Origin of the sequence: Wenzhouxiangella indolica (assembly GCF_042310355.1) — a bacterium.
In the GTDB taxonomy this organism is placed as follows: domain Bacteria; phylum Pseudomonadota; class Gammaproteobacteria; order Xanthomonadales; family Wenzhouxiangellaceae; genus Wenzhouxiangella.
Window position 1 is genome coordinate 1 of record NZ_JBHJMR010000007.1, and the last position, 14,844, is coordinate 14,844.

Below are 14,844 nucleotides of genomic sequence, written 5' to 3' on the forward strand. Positions count from 1 at the left end.
CGAGCGTTGGACTTTGAAGTTGAAAAGCGATTTTTGGTGCCTTTTTTCGCTTTGGAAAAAAGGTACTCGCCATCAGCCTGCGAAGCAGGCGGGCGAAACCGCCTTTGACGTGTCGAGGCCACCACAGCGACCGGTGGCGCCAGCCCAACCCACGCCACATGCACGTGGCCCGATCCCCGCCCGTGGCGTAGAATCGGGATCATGAAACAGGGTGCAAGTCTCCAGCTCAAGCTGGGTCAGAAGCTCAAGCTGGCGCCGCAGCTGCGGCAGGCCATCGCACTGCTGCAACTGAACCGAATCGAGCTGCGCCAGACCATCCGCGAGGCGCTCAACACCAACCCGATGCTCGAGCGCGCCGACGAACCCCTCGCCGAAAGCGGCGACGAGCAGGCCGGGGAAGAGTTCGACAGCGACATGGAAGTCGACTACGGCGACGACTACGGCTTCGACGACCTGCCGGACGGCTATTCGATCAGTTCCGGCCCGGCACCCAACTACGACGAATTCATCAGCGACCGCGCCGACGAGTCCCTGCAGCAGCACCTGATGTGGCAGGTCAACCTGGCCGGATTCAGCGAAACCGACGAAGCCATCGCGCGGGCCATCATCTACGCGCTCGACGAGGACGGCTACCTGCAGGACGACCTGGCCACCCTGCGCGTCTCGCTGGCGCCGGAATACCTGGTCAGCGTCGAGGAAGTCGCGGCCGTGCTCGAGCGCGTCCAGCACTTCGAACCGATCGGCGTGGCCAGCCGCAGCGTGGGCGAAAGCCTGCTCGTGCAGCTGCGCGCCATGCCGTCGAGCACGCCGGCCCTGGGGCTGGCCTGTCACCTGGTCGAGCGCCACCTCGACGCCCTCGGCAAGCAGGATTTTCGCGCGTTGACACGCGCCACGGGCATGGGCGAGCCGGAAATTCACGCCGCCCTGGAAGTGATTCGGCGCTGCAACCCCCATCCCTGCTCGCGCTTCGGGCGCGACGACGAAAACTACATCGTGCCCGACGTCTACGTCCACCCGGCCGAGGACGGCTGGCGCGTGACCCTCAACCCGGACAACGACCCCGGCCTGCAGCTCAACGGCATGTACATGAAGCTGGCCAAGCAGGCCCGCGGCGAGGACAAGAAATACCTCAAGGATCGCCTGCAGGAGGCCCGCTGGCTGATCAGCGGGCTGGAGATGCGCAACCAGACCCTGCAGGCGGTCACGCGCGCCATCGTCGAGCGTCAGCACGCCTTCTTCAACCAGGGCGAAACCGGGCTCAGGCCCCTGCTCCAGCGCGAGGTGGCCGAGTCGGTGGGCGTGCACGAGTCCACGGTGTCACGGGCGACAACCGAGAAGTACGCGCACACGCCGCGCGGCACTTTCGAGCTGAAGTACTTCTTTTCGGTCGGTATCGACACACAGGACGGCAACCAGGTGGCCGCCACCGCGGTCAAAGCGAGAGTGCGTCGACTGATCAGTGAAGAAACTCCGGGCAAACCGTTGTCCGACCAGGCACTGGCCGATTGCCTGGCCGAGGCCGGCATCAAGCTGGCCCGGCGCACCGTGGCCAAGTACCGCGAGCAGCTGGGCATCCCCGGATCGGCCCAGCGCCGCCGCGCCGCGCGGCTGCAAACGGCCTGAACCCGTTGCCGCTACTGTATTAACATTGACGCTTGCAAAGAGGAGCGACCTGATGCAACTTGAAGTCACTGGACAGAACATCGAGATCACGCAGGCCCTCAAGGCCTACATCGCCGAAAAGACCGAGCGACTCGAACGGCATTTCGGCAATCTCATCTCCGGCCATTTCGTGCTCCACCTCGAGAAGCTGGAACACACTGTCGAAGGCACCATTACCGTCGGCGGCCGGACCAACCCGCTCCACGCCGAGGCCAAGTCCGAGGATATGTACGCCGCGATCGACGGGCTGATCGACAAGCTCGACCGCCAGGTCCGCCGCCACAAGGACAAGGTCACCTCCCACCGCAGTTCCCGCCCGGCCGAGGCCGGCTGACGCAGGCCGCGAGGCCACAAGGGGTTTGATTCATGCAGCTTGTAGACGTGCTCGCAGCCGATCGCATCGCGGTCGACATCTCGGTTTCGAGCAAGAAGACCCTGCTGGAGAAGGCGGCCCAACTGCTGGCCGCCGCTCCGGGCAGCGCCGACGCTCGCGACATTTTCGACAGCCTGTGTCAGCGTGAGCGACTGGGATCGACCGGCCTGGGGCACGGCGTGGCCATTCCGCACGGCCGGGTCGATGCGCAGGAGAACGTCTCGGGCGCGATGATTCGCCTCAAGCGCCCGATCGACTTCGACGCGCCCGACCACGAGAAGGTTGACCTGTTCTTCGCCCTGGCAGTACCCGGCCAGTGCACCGACACGCATCTGCGGCTGCTCGCGGAGATGGCCGAGCGCCTCGGGCGCGAATCGCAGCGACAGACGCTGCGGTCCATCGACGACGCCGATGAGCTGCTGCGACTGCTATCGGCCAACCCCGCCGACGCACAGGCGCAATGACACAGCGCGTCACGCCGGCAGAACTCTACGAGCAGTTTTCCGACCGCCTCGATCTACGCTGGATCTGCGGCAAATCGGAAGCCGGCAAGCGCCAGATCGAACCCACCGGATTTCATTCCCGTCCCTCGCTGGTCGGCTTCCTGACCCCGATTCACTCCACGCGCATCCAGGTCATCGGACGCGAGGAGTTCGACTGGCTCGAGGGGCTCGCCTCACGAACGCGCTGGGAGACGCTGGCGCGCATCATGGACGACCGGCCCGCGGCGATCATCGTGGCCAACGGCCTGGAAGTGGCCGACGACCTGGTCAAGCTCGCCCGCGAGAACGACACGCCGCTGTTGTCTTCGAGCCACAAGGACTGGGAGCTGGTCAATTTTCTCGAGTACCAGATTTCTCGGCGGCTCGCCGCGCGCGAAACCCTGCACGGCGTGTTCATGGAGATCTTCACCATCGGCGTGCTGATCACCGGCGAGTCGGGTACCGGCAAGAGCGAACTGGCGCTGGAACTGCTCACCCGGGGCCACCGCCTGATCGCCGACGACGCGCCGGAGTTCACCCAGCTCACGCCCGACATCGTCGAAGGCTCCTGCCCGCCGGTGCTCAAGGAATGCCTGGAGGTCCGCGGCCTGGGGATTCTCAACATCCGCCGCATGTTCGGCGACGCCGCCATCAAGGCGAGCAAGTACCTGCGCCTGATCATCCACCTGCACCTGCCGCGTGAGGATGAAACCGAGCCCGACCGGCTGCAGGGCAATGACACCCAGCACCAGGTGCTCGACCTGAAGATTCCACAGATCAACCTGCCGGTGCTGGCCGGGCGCAACATGGCCGTCATCGCCGAAGCCGCGGTGCGCGATTTCATGCTGCGCATGAAGGGCTTCGACGCGGCGGCCGAGTTCGTCGAGCGCCACGGCAGGCTGCTGGCCGACAAGCAATGACGCTTGGGCGATGCGACAAGTAGCGATGCAGGCGAGCCCCCTCATCATCATTTCCGGCCTGTCGGGCAGCGGCAAGACCGTCGCCCTTCACGCCCTCGAGGACCTGGGCTACTACTGCGTGGACAACCTGCCCGGCAGCCTGCTGCCGGACCTGGCGCGCGAGGTCCGCGACCAGCCCGAGCGCTACCCGCGGGTGGCCATCGGCATCGACGCCCGTAGCGGCCCGGAAGGCCTGGAAAGGCTGCCCGACCTGCTCGATTCGCTGCCGGGTGATCGGCCCTTCCAGCTGCTCTACCTCGACACCGACGAAAAGGTGCTGGTACGACGCTTCAGCGAAACCCGCCGGCGCCATCCGCTCAGCGACCTCGGCGGCGTCGAGACGGCCATCGCCGCCGAGCGCGAGCTGCTCGCCCCGATCCGGGAGAAGGCCGACTGGATCATCGACACCTCCGAGAGCAACATTCACCAGCTGCGCCGCCAGGTCTGGCGCGCGATCGGCGTGACCGAGAACGAATCGGTGCAGTCGCTGGTGCTCGAGTCGTTCGCGTTCAAGAAGGGCGTCCCGCGTGACGTCGACATGGTCTTCGACGCCCGCTGTCTCCCCAATCCGCACTGGCAACCGGGGCTGCGCGCCCATACCGGCCTGGAGTCTCAGGTGCGCGACTACCTGGAATCCCATCCCATCGTCGACGATTTCTGCGGGGACATCCTCGCCTTCATCCGGCGCTGGCTGCCGGCCCTGGCCGAAGACCAACGCAGCCTGGTGACCGTGGCGATCGGCTGCACGGGCGGCCAGCACCGCTCGGTCTACATCGTCGATCGCATCGCGCGCGAGCTTCGCCAGGATGGGCTGCGCGTGCTGGTCAGCCACCGCGAGCTCGAGCAATGACCGGCATAATCCTGGTGACCCACGACGGCCTCGGCGCGGCCGTTCAGCGCGAGGCGGAGAATATCCTCGACCGCCCGCTCGCCCTGACCACCCTCGCGGTCAGCTACCGCGCCGAGGTCGAGGAAACGCTCGAGATGCTGCGCGGTGCCCTGGCCAGCGGCGCCGATCACCAGGGCGCGCTGCTGCTGACCGACCTGCCCGGAGCGACGCCACACAACCTGGCCCGCCAGGCCGCGAGCGAGCACGATATCCCGGTGGTTTCCGGCCTCAACCTGCCGATGCTGCTGAAGGTGATCAATCACGCCGACAAGCCGCCGGCCCAGCTGGCTGAGCTGGCCGCCAGCGGCGGTGCACAGGGAATCGTGCAGTCGTGAAGACCGTCGAACTCGAACTGATCAACCGGCTAGGCCTGCACGCCCGGGCCGCCAGCAAGCTGGTTCAGTCGGCCTCGAGCTTCGACAGCCAGGTCTGGTTGAGCCACGGCGGCAAGCGGATCAACGCCAAGTCGATCATGGGCGTGCTGCTGCTGGCCGCCCCCTGCGGCAGCCGGCTGACGCTCGAAGTCGACGGACCGGACGAGGATGCCGCCGCCGAGGCGATCGCCGCGCTCGTCGCCGACCGCTTTGGAGAAGGCGAATGAGCCTGACCCTGACCGGAATCGGCGTAACCGCCGGCATTGCGCTGGGCAAGGCTCACCGGCTGACGCCGGGCGAACTCACCCTGCCCGAGTACCACCTGGAGGCGGACGCGGTCAATGCCGAGATCGAACGCGTCCGCCGCGCCGTCCAGCGCGGCGACGATTTTCTCTCCGGCGTACTCGACCGCGTCGGGGAATCCGGGGGAGAGACCGCGCGCGAACTGCTCGAAGCCCACCGCCTGATTCTGCAGGACCCCATGCTGGTCGAGGCCGCCTGTGATCGTATTCGCGAACAGCGAATCAACGCCGAATGGGCCCTGGCCCAGCAGGGCGAACAGCTCCAGGAAGAGTTCCGCCGCCTCGACGACGAGTACCTGGCGCTCCGGCGCGAGGATCTCGAGCAGGTCGTCAGCCTGATCCAGCGTGAGCTGGCGGATCAGCCCTCGGCCCTGTTCAGCACCCAGGTGCCGCACCGGCTCGACGACACGATCCTGATCGCCGCCGAGCTGACCCCGGCCGACCTGACCATACTCAGTCAGCGCCGCGTCGCCGGCCTGGTCACAGAGCACGGCGGTCCGTGGTCGCATACCGCCATCCTGGCGCGCAGCCTGGAAATCCCCATGGTGGTGGGTGTGCATCACGCCCTGGACCTGCTCACCGAAGGCGAGCCGCTGGTTCTCGACGGCCACTACGGCGCCGTTCTGGTCAACCCCGACGACAACCTGCAGCGACACTACGGAGAAAAGCTGTCGAGCAGCCAGCGCCATCGCGACGAGATCAAGCGCTTTCTGTCGCGACCGTCGCGCACCGCCGATGGCAAGAGCTTCCAGCTGTACGGTAATGCCGAACTGCCGGTCGAGTTCGAGCGCTGCGTGGAGGCCGGGGTCGACGGTATCGGCCTGATGCGCACCGAGTACCTTTTCCTGGACGGTTCACTGCCCGACGAACAAGCCCAGTTCCGCGCCTACCGCAACGCCATTCGGGCCATGGGCGGCAAGACGGTCACGATCCGGACCCTGGACGCCGGCGGCGACAAGCTACCCGATTCACTCTCGCTCACCCGCGGACCCAACCCGGCGCTGGGCCTGCGCGGCCTGCGCCTGTCGCTTTCGGTCACCGACCTGTTCCGCGACCAGTTGCGCGCCATCCTGCGCGCCTCCGTCGAGGGTCCCGTGCGGATCCTGCTGCCGATGCTCACGAGCGTCGAGGAAATCGTCCAGGCACGGCAGCTGATCGCCGAATGCCGCGAGGCGCTGCGCGAAGAGGGCCTGGCGATCGACCCCGAACTGCCCGTGGGCGGCATGATCGAGACCCCGGCCGCGGCGCTGAACGTCGACGCCATGGCCACCGAGCTCGACTTCCTGTCGATCGGCACCAACGATCTGATCCAGTACGTGCTGGCCATCGACCGCCAGGACGAACTGGTCAGCTACCTCTACGACCCGGCCCACCCGGCCATCGTCGAACTGCTGGCCCGGATCGTGGCGGCCGGACAACGGCACAAGCTCGACGTCGTCGTTTGCGGCGAACTGGCCGGCGACGAGCGCGCGGCCCGGCTGCTGCTGGGCCTGGGCGTGACCCGCTTCAGCATGCCGCCGGCGCGCCTGGCACCGGTCAAGAAAAGCCTGATCGAGGCCAGCGCCGATCGCTGCCGCGACATCGTCGAACGCTTCCGCGACCAGGGCAGCCAGCAGGGCGCCGCGTTGCTCGACAGGCTTCGTCACGGTGCCGGCGGGCGCTGACTGCAACATGCGCATTCTGTACCTGACCCTGGAACCGCCGCTGGATGCGAACGAGATCGCAACCGGCAGCCAGATGCGGACCGCCGCGCTCGTTGCCGCCCTGACCGACGCCGGCCATGAGCCGATCCAGGCATCGCGATCGCAGTGGACGCACAAGGAAGTCATCCGCCGCATCGATGACGTTCAGGCCGACGCCATCCTGCTCGGCTACTGGCAGTTGGCCGAGTGCCTGCCCGAGCGGGTCGAGCAACCCCTGGTCGTCGATTGCATCGCGCCGCGTCCGCTGGAAGAACACTTCGTCGATCCGCTACAGACAGCATCCATGATCCAGCGCTACACGCGCGCACTGGCGAAGGCGGACCTGGTCCTGGTCGGCAACGCGCGTCAGCGCACGCTGCTGGCCGGCTGGCTGCTCGCCGCCGGCGAGGACCTGCGCGAGTCGGTTCCGATCGTCGAACTGCCGCTGGCCGTTACCCCGCCGGACAGTGCTCGCATCGATCACGGCAAGCCCCTGGTGCTGGTGACCGGCGGCCAGGACTGGGCCTGGCGCGACGCATCGGACTGGCTGGCCGTGCTCAGGGACCCGCAGCTGCAAAAAGATGTCGAGCTGCACCACTTCGGCGCGCACACGCTCGATGCCGGGGCCGTCGAGCACGGCCTGGCGACCTGGCAGGCTTGGCAGGACTTTCTCGCCGAGCGGGCGCATGTCGGCGTCGAGCTGGCCGAACCCAATTTCGAGCGCGAGCTCGCCCAGCCCTTCCGTATCGCTTCCTTCCTGCAGGCCGGGCTGCCGCTGCTGGTCAACGACTACCTGCCGCTGGCCGGGCGGGTGCGCGAGTACAACGCCGGATGGGTCGTCGACTCGCGCGAGGCGGCCCGCGAGGCCGTGCGCGAGGCCCTGCAGGCGCCCGAGACCTGGCGCGAGAAGGCCGCCGGCGCACGGCGGCTCGCACGCGAGCAACTCGCCCCCGAGCGCTGCAGCCGCCCGCTGCTCGACTGGCTCGATTCAGCGCGAAAGCGACACTCGACCATCGCCCCGCCGAGCGGCGCCGCGCCCGCGGCGGCCGAGCAGCAGCCCAGCCTGCTGGGCATGGTGGCCCGACAGATGCTGCGCCCGTTCCGCCGCGAGGTCGCCGGCGACGGTGTCGTGGTGATCACCCGATCCGACCTGTTCCCCACCGACCACGGCGCGGCGGTGAAGATTGTCGAGACCGCGCGAGGGCTGGCGCGAAGCGCGCGCGGTGTCGCCATCGTCACCGCCGAGCGCGATCGTTACTGGCTCGTGGGCGAAGACGATATCGTGGAAAAGCCGCTGCCGTGGTGGTTGCGACTGATGGCGCTGCCAAAGATCGTCAGCCACGCCATCCACCGCCTGCGCGGCCTGCCGGCGAGCAACGCCTTTCTGTACTGGCCGCTCTACGATCCCGGCTACGGTCTGCGTGCGGCCTGGGTGGGGCGGCGCATCGGTGCGAGTATCACGCTGGCCGAGTTTCCCGCCTATGCCCAGTCGGCCCGCATCTGCCGGCTGCTCAACGGCGGCCACGCCGTTCTGGCCGAACACAACGTCGAGTACCAGCGCCTGGCCGAACAGCTCCCGGAACTGTCTTCCCGCGCCATCGACAAGCTCAGGAGCAGCGAGCTGAAGCTCGCCAACTGCATGGATGCGGTGGTCTGCGTCTCCGACCGGGATCGCGCCAAACTGATCACCGACGGGCTCTCGCCCGGGCAACAGCTGACCATCCCGCACGGTGTCGACCTGCCCGCTTTCGACGCGGCCGAGCCGAGCGACCTGGCGGCAAACTTCGACCTGGACCCGGACCGCCCGGTACTCGCCTACCACGGTACCTTCTCCTATCCGCCCAACCGCCAGGCCCTGATGATCGCCGTCGAAGAACTGCTTCCGCGCCTGGAGCGGCTCGGCCATCGCGTCCAGGTGCTGGGCATCGGCCGCGACGCGCCGCCGGGCATCGACCATCCCGACCTGCGCCTGCCCGGCAGCCTCGACGAACTCGCCGGGCCGCTCAAGGCCTGCAGCCTGGCCATCGTGCCCCTGACCTCCGGCGGCGGCACGCGCATGAAGATCCTCGATTACTTTGCCGCCGGCCTGCCGGTGGTCAGCACCACCAAGGGCTGCGAAGGCCTGCCGGTCGCCGACGGCGAGAACCTGCTGATTCGCGACGACTGGGACGAGTTCGCACGGGCCGTGGCCGAACTGCTCGAAGACGATGCCCGCCGCAAGGCGCTGGGCGCGGCTGGGCACGCCATGGCGCGCTCCTTGAGCTGGCAGGAGATCGCCGGACGTTACGACCGGTTGTTCCGGAAGTTGACTCAGGCCGTCTGATTCCTCGCTCAAGGCCGCCGTGGCGGTGACCCCGAGTTGCGCGAAGGACCAAATTCCAAGCACCAATTTTCAAACAAATTCGAAATTCCAATAACCCAATGACCAAAACGCGGCTCTCCGGACGCAGGTGGCGGTCGCATCCGCGACCGGCTGCGTTTGGAGTTTGTTCGCGCTTGGCGATGTTCGAAGCCCGATGTCTTCAATCAGCTACACGGGCTGCCAAACCCCCTGATTCCTTTCGATCATTCGAACATTGATGCTTGGAATTTGTTTGAAAATTGGTGCTTGGAAATTGAAAATTGCATTATCCAGTCACCTCATTCCGCACGTACTTCGGCTCGAGCTCCCACGCCGCCACCGGCTCGACCGTGTCGGCCAGGGCCAGAACGCTGCGGGCATTCGGCCAGATATCGGGGCACCTTTCCGAAACCGCTTCGCCAAACACGCCGTCCAATTCGTCGCCGTAGCTCGCCAGGCCCGAGCCAGCGGCCAGCCAGGGGCCTGGGTGCGGCAACACGAGTTGCCGGGGTGGCAACACGACCTCGGAGGCAATGGCGACATGCGCGCCCCCACGGCTCTCGAAAAATCCCGCATAGACTTCAGACATGCGCGCATCCAATACGGCCAGGACATGTCCGGCCCGCGCCTGTGGATCGGCGGCATGCGCCAACGTCGCGAGTGTGGACACGGCGTGGATCGGAAGCTCCTGCGCCAGCGCGACACCCTGGACCACGCCCAGCCCGATCCGCAGGCTGGTAAAACCGCCGGGGCCGCGCGAGATCGCCAGGGCATCGATGTCACCGAAACCGATACCGCGATCGGCGAGCAATTCGCGGATCCAGGGCAGCAGCAGCTCGGCGTGGCGGCGCGGAGCCAGCGCTTCGCGCACGCTGATCTCGCCGTCGATGTCCAGGCCCACGGAACAGAAATCGGTCGCCGTCTCGATACCCAGGCGGATCATGCAGCAAAGCGCTCGCGCAGGAACTCGGCCGCCTCGGCTGCCGTGGCCGCTCGCGTCATCGGCGGCAGGCTCTTGAGAAACAGTCGACCGTAGGGTTTCTGGGAAATGCGCGGATCACCCAGCACCAGCACGCCGAAGTCGTCCCACTGCCGGATCAACCTGCCGGCGCCCTGCTTGAGCGCCAGCACGGCCTGCGGCAGCTGCACGGTGGTAAAGGGATTCTCGCCGGCTTCGCGCACCGCCTTGAGCGTTGCCTCTAGCACCGGGTCGTCGGGTGCGGCGAAGGGCAGCTTGTCGATGACGACCACGCTCAGGGCCCGACCGGGCACATCCACGCCCTCCCAGAAACTGGCCGCGCCCAGCAGCAGGCTGTTGGGCGTGGTTCGGAAACGCTCGAGCAGCACATGGCGCGGCGCGTCTTCCTGGATGAGCAGGTTGAAGTCGGTATTCGCGCGCAACCACTGGGCCGCCCGCTGCAGGGCACGGTGGGCGGTGAACAGCAGGAAGCCCCGACCGCCCGCGGCGCGCAGCAGGGGCAGGACCTGCTCGAGCAATTGCTCGGTATGCGTCGGGTCGCGCGGCTCGGGCAGGTTCTCGGGGATCCACAGCCGCGTCTGGTTCGGGTAGTCGAAGGGACTCTCGACCACCAGCTCCTCGGCCGAGGCCAGCCCCAGCCGGCGGGTGAAATGCTCGAAGCGGCCGTTGACCGCCAGGGTGGCCGAAGTCATGACCCAGCTCGCCGGCACGCGCTCGCGCAATTCGGTCAGGGGCGCGGCGACATCGAGCGGCGTGAGGTTGAGCTGGAAGCGCCCGTTGCGGCTGCTGAACCAGCGCACGTAGCCTTCCTGGCCTTCGAGGAAGGCATGCAGGCCGTCGTGCAGGGCGCAGGCGCGCTCGGAGCAGTTGGCCAGGTCGCGTGTGCGCTCGGCCAGGGGATCGAGGGCGCGGGCCAGATCGTTGAGGGCCCGGGCCAGGCTGCGGAATTCATCCAGGCAGTTGCGCAGCGCCGAGAACTCGCCGCGTTGCGGCAGATCGACGCAGGCGCTCACCGCCTGCTCGAGCGCGGCGCGAAGATTGGCGGTGGGTGTCTGCACCACCTTCAGGCTGCCGGCCGCACCGGCGCTGGCGGCCAGGGTGTCGCGGGCGAGCTCGCGCACCTGCCAGGCGCTCAGGCCGCGCGAGAAAAACCGCATGGCGGTGTCCGGCACCTGGTGGGCCTCGTCGATCACGACGGTCTCCGCCCCCGGCAGCACTTCGCCGAAGCCGGTCTGCTTGAGCGCCATGTCGGCGAACAGCAGGTGATGGTTGACCACCACGACGTCGGCCTCCTGCGCCTGTCGCCGGGCATGCACCAGGTGACAGTCCGACAGGAAGGGGCAATCGCTGCCCAGGCAGTTGTCCTGGGTGGAGGTCACCAGCGGCCACACGCGCGAGGCGGCGGGAATGTCGTCGATCTCGCTGATCTCGCCGCTGTTGGTGTGCCGGGCCCAGCGCTGCACCAGCCGCAGTTCGTCCATGACGTCCTCGAACAGCTCCGGCTCGGAGGCGTGGCGGTCGAGGCGCTGCAGGCACAGGTAGTTGGCCCGGCCCTTGAGCAGCGCGATCTTGCGCTCCACGCCCAGGGCCTTGAGCGCCAGGGGAAGGTCGCGCCGAAAAAGCTGGTCCTGCAGGTTGAGCGTACCGGTGGAAATGATCGTTCGATCGCCGCGGAGCAGGACCGGCACGAGATAGGCCAGGGTCTTGCCGGTGCCGGTCGCGGCCTCGGCCACCAGGTCCTGCCCGGCGTCGAGGCAGCGATCGATGGTCTCGGCCAGTTCGAGCTGTCCCTCGCGCGGACGGAACGCCGGCAGCGCCGAGGCCAGCGCCCCGTCGGGGCCGAACAGCGCCGCCAGCGAGTCGTTCATCCGCCCAGCACCCCGACGCGCGCCATGGTCAGAAGCGCTCGGGCGGCTCGACCGGACAGATCTCGACGCGCTCGCGCGCCTGGGCGGCCTGGAGCACCTGGCCGGCGCGCTCGCGCGCCAGGGCCGCGGTGCGCCAGTTGCGGCGGCAGATTTCGCCCACCTGCGGCCCCAGCTCCCAGGAGCGCATGGCGTAGCTTTCGGCCTGGTCCCAGCGGCCGCGGGTGAGCTGCAGTTCGGCCATGCGCTGGAGCAGCTCGGGATCCCGGTCCTCGATCCGAAGCGCGCGCTCGAGCAGCGCCTCGGCCCGGTCGTAGTCGCCCTCGGAGCCGGCCGCTTCCGCGGCCCGTTCCAGTTCGCGCACGGCCGGGTTGCGCAGGGGATAGACCTGCAGTCCGCGAGCCGCCTCACCGCCTTCGGGCGCACGCACCTGTTCGGCGATCTCGGGATCGTCGAGGGTCGGCTGCCAAGGGGCACAGGCGACCAGCAAAAGGGTCGCGAGCAGCGCGGCGAGGCCGGAGATGTTCAGGCTGGGGCGCATCGATGCCATGCGAACAGGTTTCAGGTGATCAACTGGGCTCAATGGTACAGGCAATCAGCGTCTGAATGGCCCCGCGCCCCGCCGCTCGAGACAGTCGGAGAGTTCCTCGGGCTGGCTACCGGCGATGAAGGGAACGGCCACCGCGTCCTCGCAGTACTCGGCGGCCAGCCGCGGATGCGGCCATTCCACCCAGTACCACTCGATCGTCTCGGGCCAGGCCGGTCTGACGGGCCGCTTGGGCAACGAATCGAACAGCGCGGCCCAGACCGGCAGCGCGGTGCTCGCGCCGCCCACGCCCGCGGCGCGATTGTCGTCGCGGCCGGCCCAGACCACGCCCAGCCAGTCGGCCGTGTAGCCCACGAACCACGCGTCTCGCTGCTCGTTGGTGGTGCCGGTCTTGCCGCGCACGCCCGGGTCCCCGGTCATCAGGCGAGGCAGGGATCGAGCCGTCCCATGCGTCACCACCCGCCGCAGGGCGAAATCCAGCAGGGCCAGCGCCTCGCGCTGCGGCAGGGACTTCAGGCGCAGCGGATAGCGGGCGACGGAGTCCCCGGCCGGGTCCACCACTTCACGAATCGATCGGACCGCGGCCGTGTATCCCTCGGCCGCAATCGGCTGGTAGAGCTGCGCGACCTGTAGCGGCGTGAGGTCGACCGCGCCCAGGAAAGCCGCCGGATGCGCCTCGCGACCCGGCGCCACGCCCAGCTGGCGCATCAGGCCGAACAGCGCATCGACACCGACGGCCTGTCCGACGCGCACGCTGGCCTGGTTGTAGGACTGCGCCAGCGCTTCGAGCAGCGGGACGGTGCCGTGACTGACTCCGTCGTGGTTGACCGGCTGCCAGGGACCGGAGCCGGGAATATCGACGGTCAGCGGCGCGTCCTCGATCGGGGTGAGCAGGTTGAAGCGCTCCGGCTGGTCCAGCGCCAGCAGGTAGACCAGGGGCTTGATCACCGAGCCGACCTGCCGGCGCGCGTCGAGCGCCCGGTTGAAGCCGGACTGGCCGGTCACGCGGTCGCCCACCAGCGCGCGCACCTCGCCGCTTCCGGGCTCGAGCAGCACAATCGCCCCCTGCAGTGCATCGGGCTCGCGCTCGACTCTGGCCAGGCCCTCGGACAGCGCCGTCTCGGCACGCTTCTGCGCCGAAGGCGAGAGCGTGGTGAACACGCGAAGTCCCTTGCCGCGCAGGTCGCGGTCGCGGTAATCGGCCCTGAGCTGGCGCCCGACCAGGTCCATGAAGGCGCCGTACTGGCTGGCCCCCGAACGCAGCGAGGGGCGAAGGCCCAGGCCGGCCTGGCGCTGCCGCTGCAGGGTGCCCGAGTCGATCAGCCCGGTTTCGTGGAACATGGCCAGCACGAGATCTCGCCGCTCGCGCGCCCGCTCAGGATTGCGCAGGGGGTGATACCAGGAAGCGCCGCGCGCCATGCCCACCAGCAAGGCAATCTGGCCGGCGTCCAGGGCCTCGACCGGCTGGCCGAAGTAGTACTCGCTCGCCCGCCCGAAGCCGTGAATCGCCCGGCGCCCGTCCTGGCCCATGTAGACCTCGTTGAGCCAGGCTTCGAGAATCCGCGCCTTGGAAAAGCGCATCTCCAGGCTGACGGCCATCACCGCCTCGTTGAACTTGCGCAGCAGGCTGCGCTCGGGAGAAAGAAAGAGGTTCTTGACCAGTTGCTGGGTGATGGTGCTGCCGCCCTGCACGACTTGCCCGGCGCGCAGGTTGGCCCACATGGCCCGCGCCAGCCCGCGCAGATCGATGCCGAGGTGATGCTTGAAGCGCCGGTCCTCGACCGCCTGCGCACCGGTCACCAGCAAGGGCGGAAACTCGGCCAGCTCGAGGGGCGTGCGAACGCGGTCGTCCAGCGGCAGGATACGACCCAGCTCGGCCGGCGGCAGCCGCAGTAGGGCCGTCTCGCCCGACAATTCGACGCGGCCGTCGCGAAGCTGAAGCCGCGCACGCTGTGCCGGTTGCCGCCCTTCGGGAAACTCGAAAGCGGGCAGGTGCAGATCGATGCGATTGCCCTCGAGGCTGAAATACCCGGGCCGACTCGGGGAGCCAGCGCGCAGGCCCGCGGCCTCGAGTTCGACCAGCAGGTCGCGGCGCGAAAAAGCGCGGCCGTCGTGCAGTTCCAGCGCACGGGCGTAAACGCGGCTGGCTTCGGTCAGGTGCCGCTCGGCGAAGCGCAGCGACACTTCCCGGTCCAGCCACCAGATCCACGGCCCGAACAGGCCCAGCGCCAGGCCCAGGACGAACAGCATTGATCGGACCAGCCAGCGGCGCCGGTTCGGCGACGGGGACTTGCTGCGACCGGAACGTGTCTTGCGGCGACGCCGCGGCTTGCTGCCCATACACAAGATGACAGGAGACGGTGGTTGAAGGATAATTGCGCGTTTGCGG

General features: G+C 68.1%; 13 protein-coding genes. 9 read left to right on the forward strand and 4 right to left on the reverse strand.

Annotation, left to right across the window (positions count from 1 at the left end; genetic code table 11):
• Positions 1–201: 201 nt before the first annotated feature.
• From ACDC67_RS09250 to ACDC67_RS09290, 9 genes are read left to right on the forward strand one after another with little or no spacing between them, the layout of a single operon-like run.
• Positions 202–1,623, forward strand: coding sequence for an RNA polymerase factor sigma-54 (locus tag ACDC67_RS09250; protein WP_376692526.1), 1,422 nt, complete (start codon positions 202–204; stop codon positions 1,621–1,623).
• Positions 1,624–1,675: 52 nt separating this feature from the next.
• Entirely contained in the window at positions 1,676–1,996 is a 321-nt protein-coding gene (gene hpf, locus ACDC67_RS09255) for a ribosome hibernation-promoting factor, HPF/YfiA family (protein ID WP_376692527.1), read from the forward strand.
• A gap of 32 nt (positions 1,997–2,028) precedes the next feature.
• A complete protein-coding gene (locus tag ACDC67_RS09260; protein ID WP_376692528.1) occupies positions 2,029–2,499 on the forward strand; it encodes a PTS sugar transporter subunit IIA in 471 nt (156 codons plus the stop codon).
• On the forward strand, positions 2,496–3,437 hold the full coding sequence (hprK, locus tag ACDC67_RS09265) for an HPr(Ser) kinase/phosphatase (RefSeq protein ID WP_376692529.1): 942 nt from the start codon (positions 2,496–2,498) through the stop codon (positions 3,435–3,437). Before ACDC67_RS09260 ends, hprK begins: the two co-directional genes overlap by 4 nt.
• 25 nt (positions 3,438–3,462) lie before the next feature.
• Positions 3,463–4,326, forward strand: a complete 864-nt coding sequence (gene rapZ / locus ACDC67_RS09270) for an RNase adapter RapZ (protein WP_376692531.1) — start codon at positions 3,463–3,465, stop codon at positions 4,324–4,326.
• Positions 4,323–4,700, forward strand: a complete 378-nt coding sequence (locus ACDC67_RS09275; RefSeq protein ID WP_376692532.1) for a PTS sugar transporter subunit IIA — start codon at positions 4,323–4,325, stop codon at positions 4,698–4,700. The genes rapZ and ACDC67_RS09275 overlap by 4 nt, the downstream gene beginning before the upstream one ends.
• Positions 4,697–4,966: an HPr family phosphocarrier protein gene (locus ACDC67_RS09280; RefSeq protein ID WP_376692533.1), complete on the forward strand. Its 270-nt coding sequence runs from the start codon at positions 4,697–4,699 to the stop codon at positions 4,964–4,966. The genes ACDC67_RS09275 and ACDC67_RS09280 overlap by 4 nt, the downstream gene beginning before the upstream one ends.
• On the forward strand, positions 4,963–6,705 hold the full coding sequence (gene ptsP, locus ACDC67_RS09285) for a phosphoenolpyruvate--protein phosphotransferase (RefSeq protein ID WP_376692535.1): 1,743 nt from the start codon (positions 4,963–4,965) through the stop codon (positions 6,703–6,705). The genes ACDC67_RS09280 and ptsP overlap by 4 nt, the downstream gene beginning before the upstream one ends.
• Positions 6,706–6,712: 7 nt before the next feature.
• Positions 6,713–9,046: a glycosyltransferase gene (locus ACDC67_RS09290; RefSeq protein ID WP_376692536.1), complete on the forward strand. Its 2,334-nt coding sequence runs from the start codon at positions 6,713–6,715 to the stop codon at positions 9,044–9,046.
• Between the two features lie 304 nt (positions 9,047–9,350).
• Here the strand turns inward: ACDC67_RS09290 and tsaB are convergent, their stop codons facing one another.
• The 4 genes from tsaB to mrcB are packed head-to-tail and all read right to left on the reverse strand — an operon-like array spanning position 9,351 to position 14,705.
• Complete coding sequence (gene tsaB, locus ACDC67_RS09295) at positions 9,351–10,007, reverse strand: tRNA (adenosine(37)-N6)-threonylcarbamoyltransferase complex dimerization subunit type 1 TsaB (RefSeq protein ID WP_376692538.1); 657 nt, start codon at positions 10,005–10,007, stop codon at positions 9,351–9,353.
• Positions 10,004–11,911 (reverse strand): ATP-dependent DNA helicase, encoded by a 1,908-nt coding sequence (locus ACDC67_RS09300; protein ID WP_376692540.1) that lies wholly within the window; start codon positions 11,909–11,911, stop codon positions 10,004–10,006. Before ACDC67_RS09300 ends, tsaB begins: the two co-directional genes overlap by 4 nt.
• A gap of 28 nt (positions 11,912–11,939) precedes the next feature.
• Entirely contained in the window at positions 11,940–12,458 is a 519-nt protein-coding gene (locus ACDC67_RS09305) for a tetratricopeptide repeat protein (RefSeq protein WP_376692541.1), read from the reverse strand.
• Positions 12,459–12,503: 45 nt separating this feature from the next.
• Positions 12,504–14,705: a penicillin-binding protein 1B gene (gene mrcB, locus ACDC67_RS09310; protein ID WP_376692543.1), complete on the reverse strand. Its 2,202-nt coding sequence runs from the start codon at positions 14,703–14,705 to the stop codon at positions 12,504–12,506.
• Between the last annotated feature and the right edge of the window lie 139 nt (positions 14,706–14,844).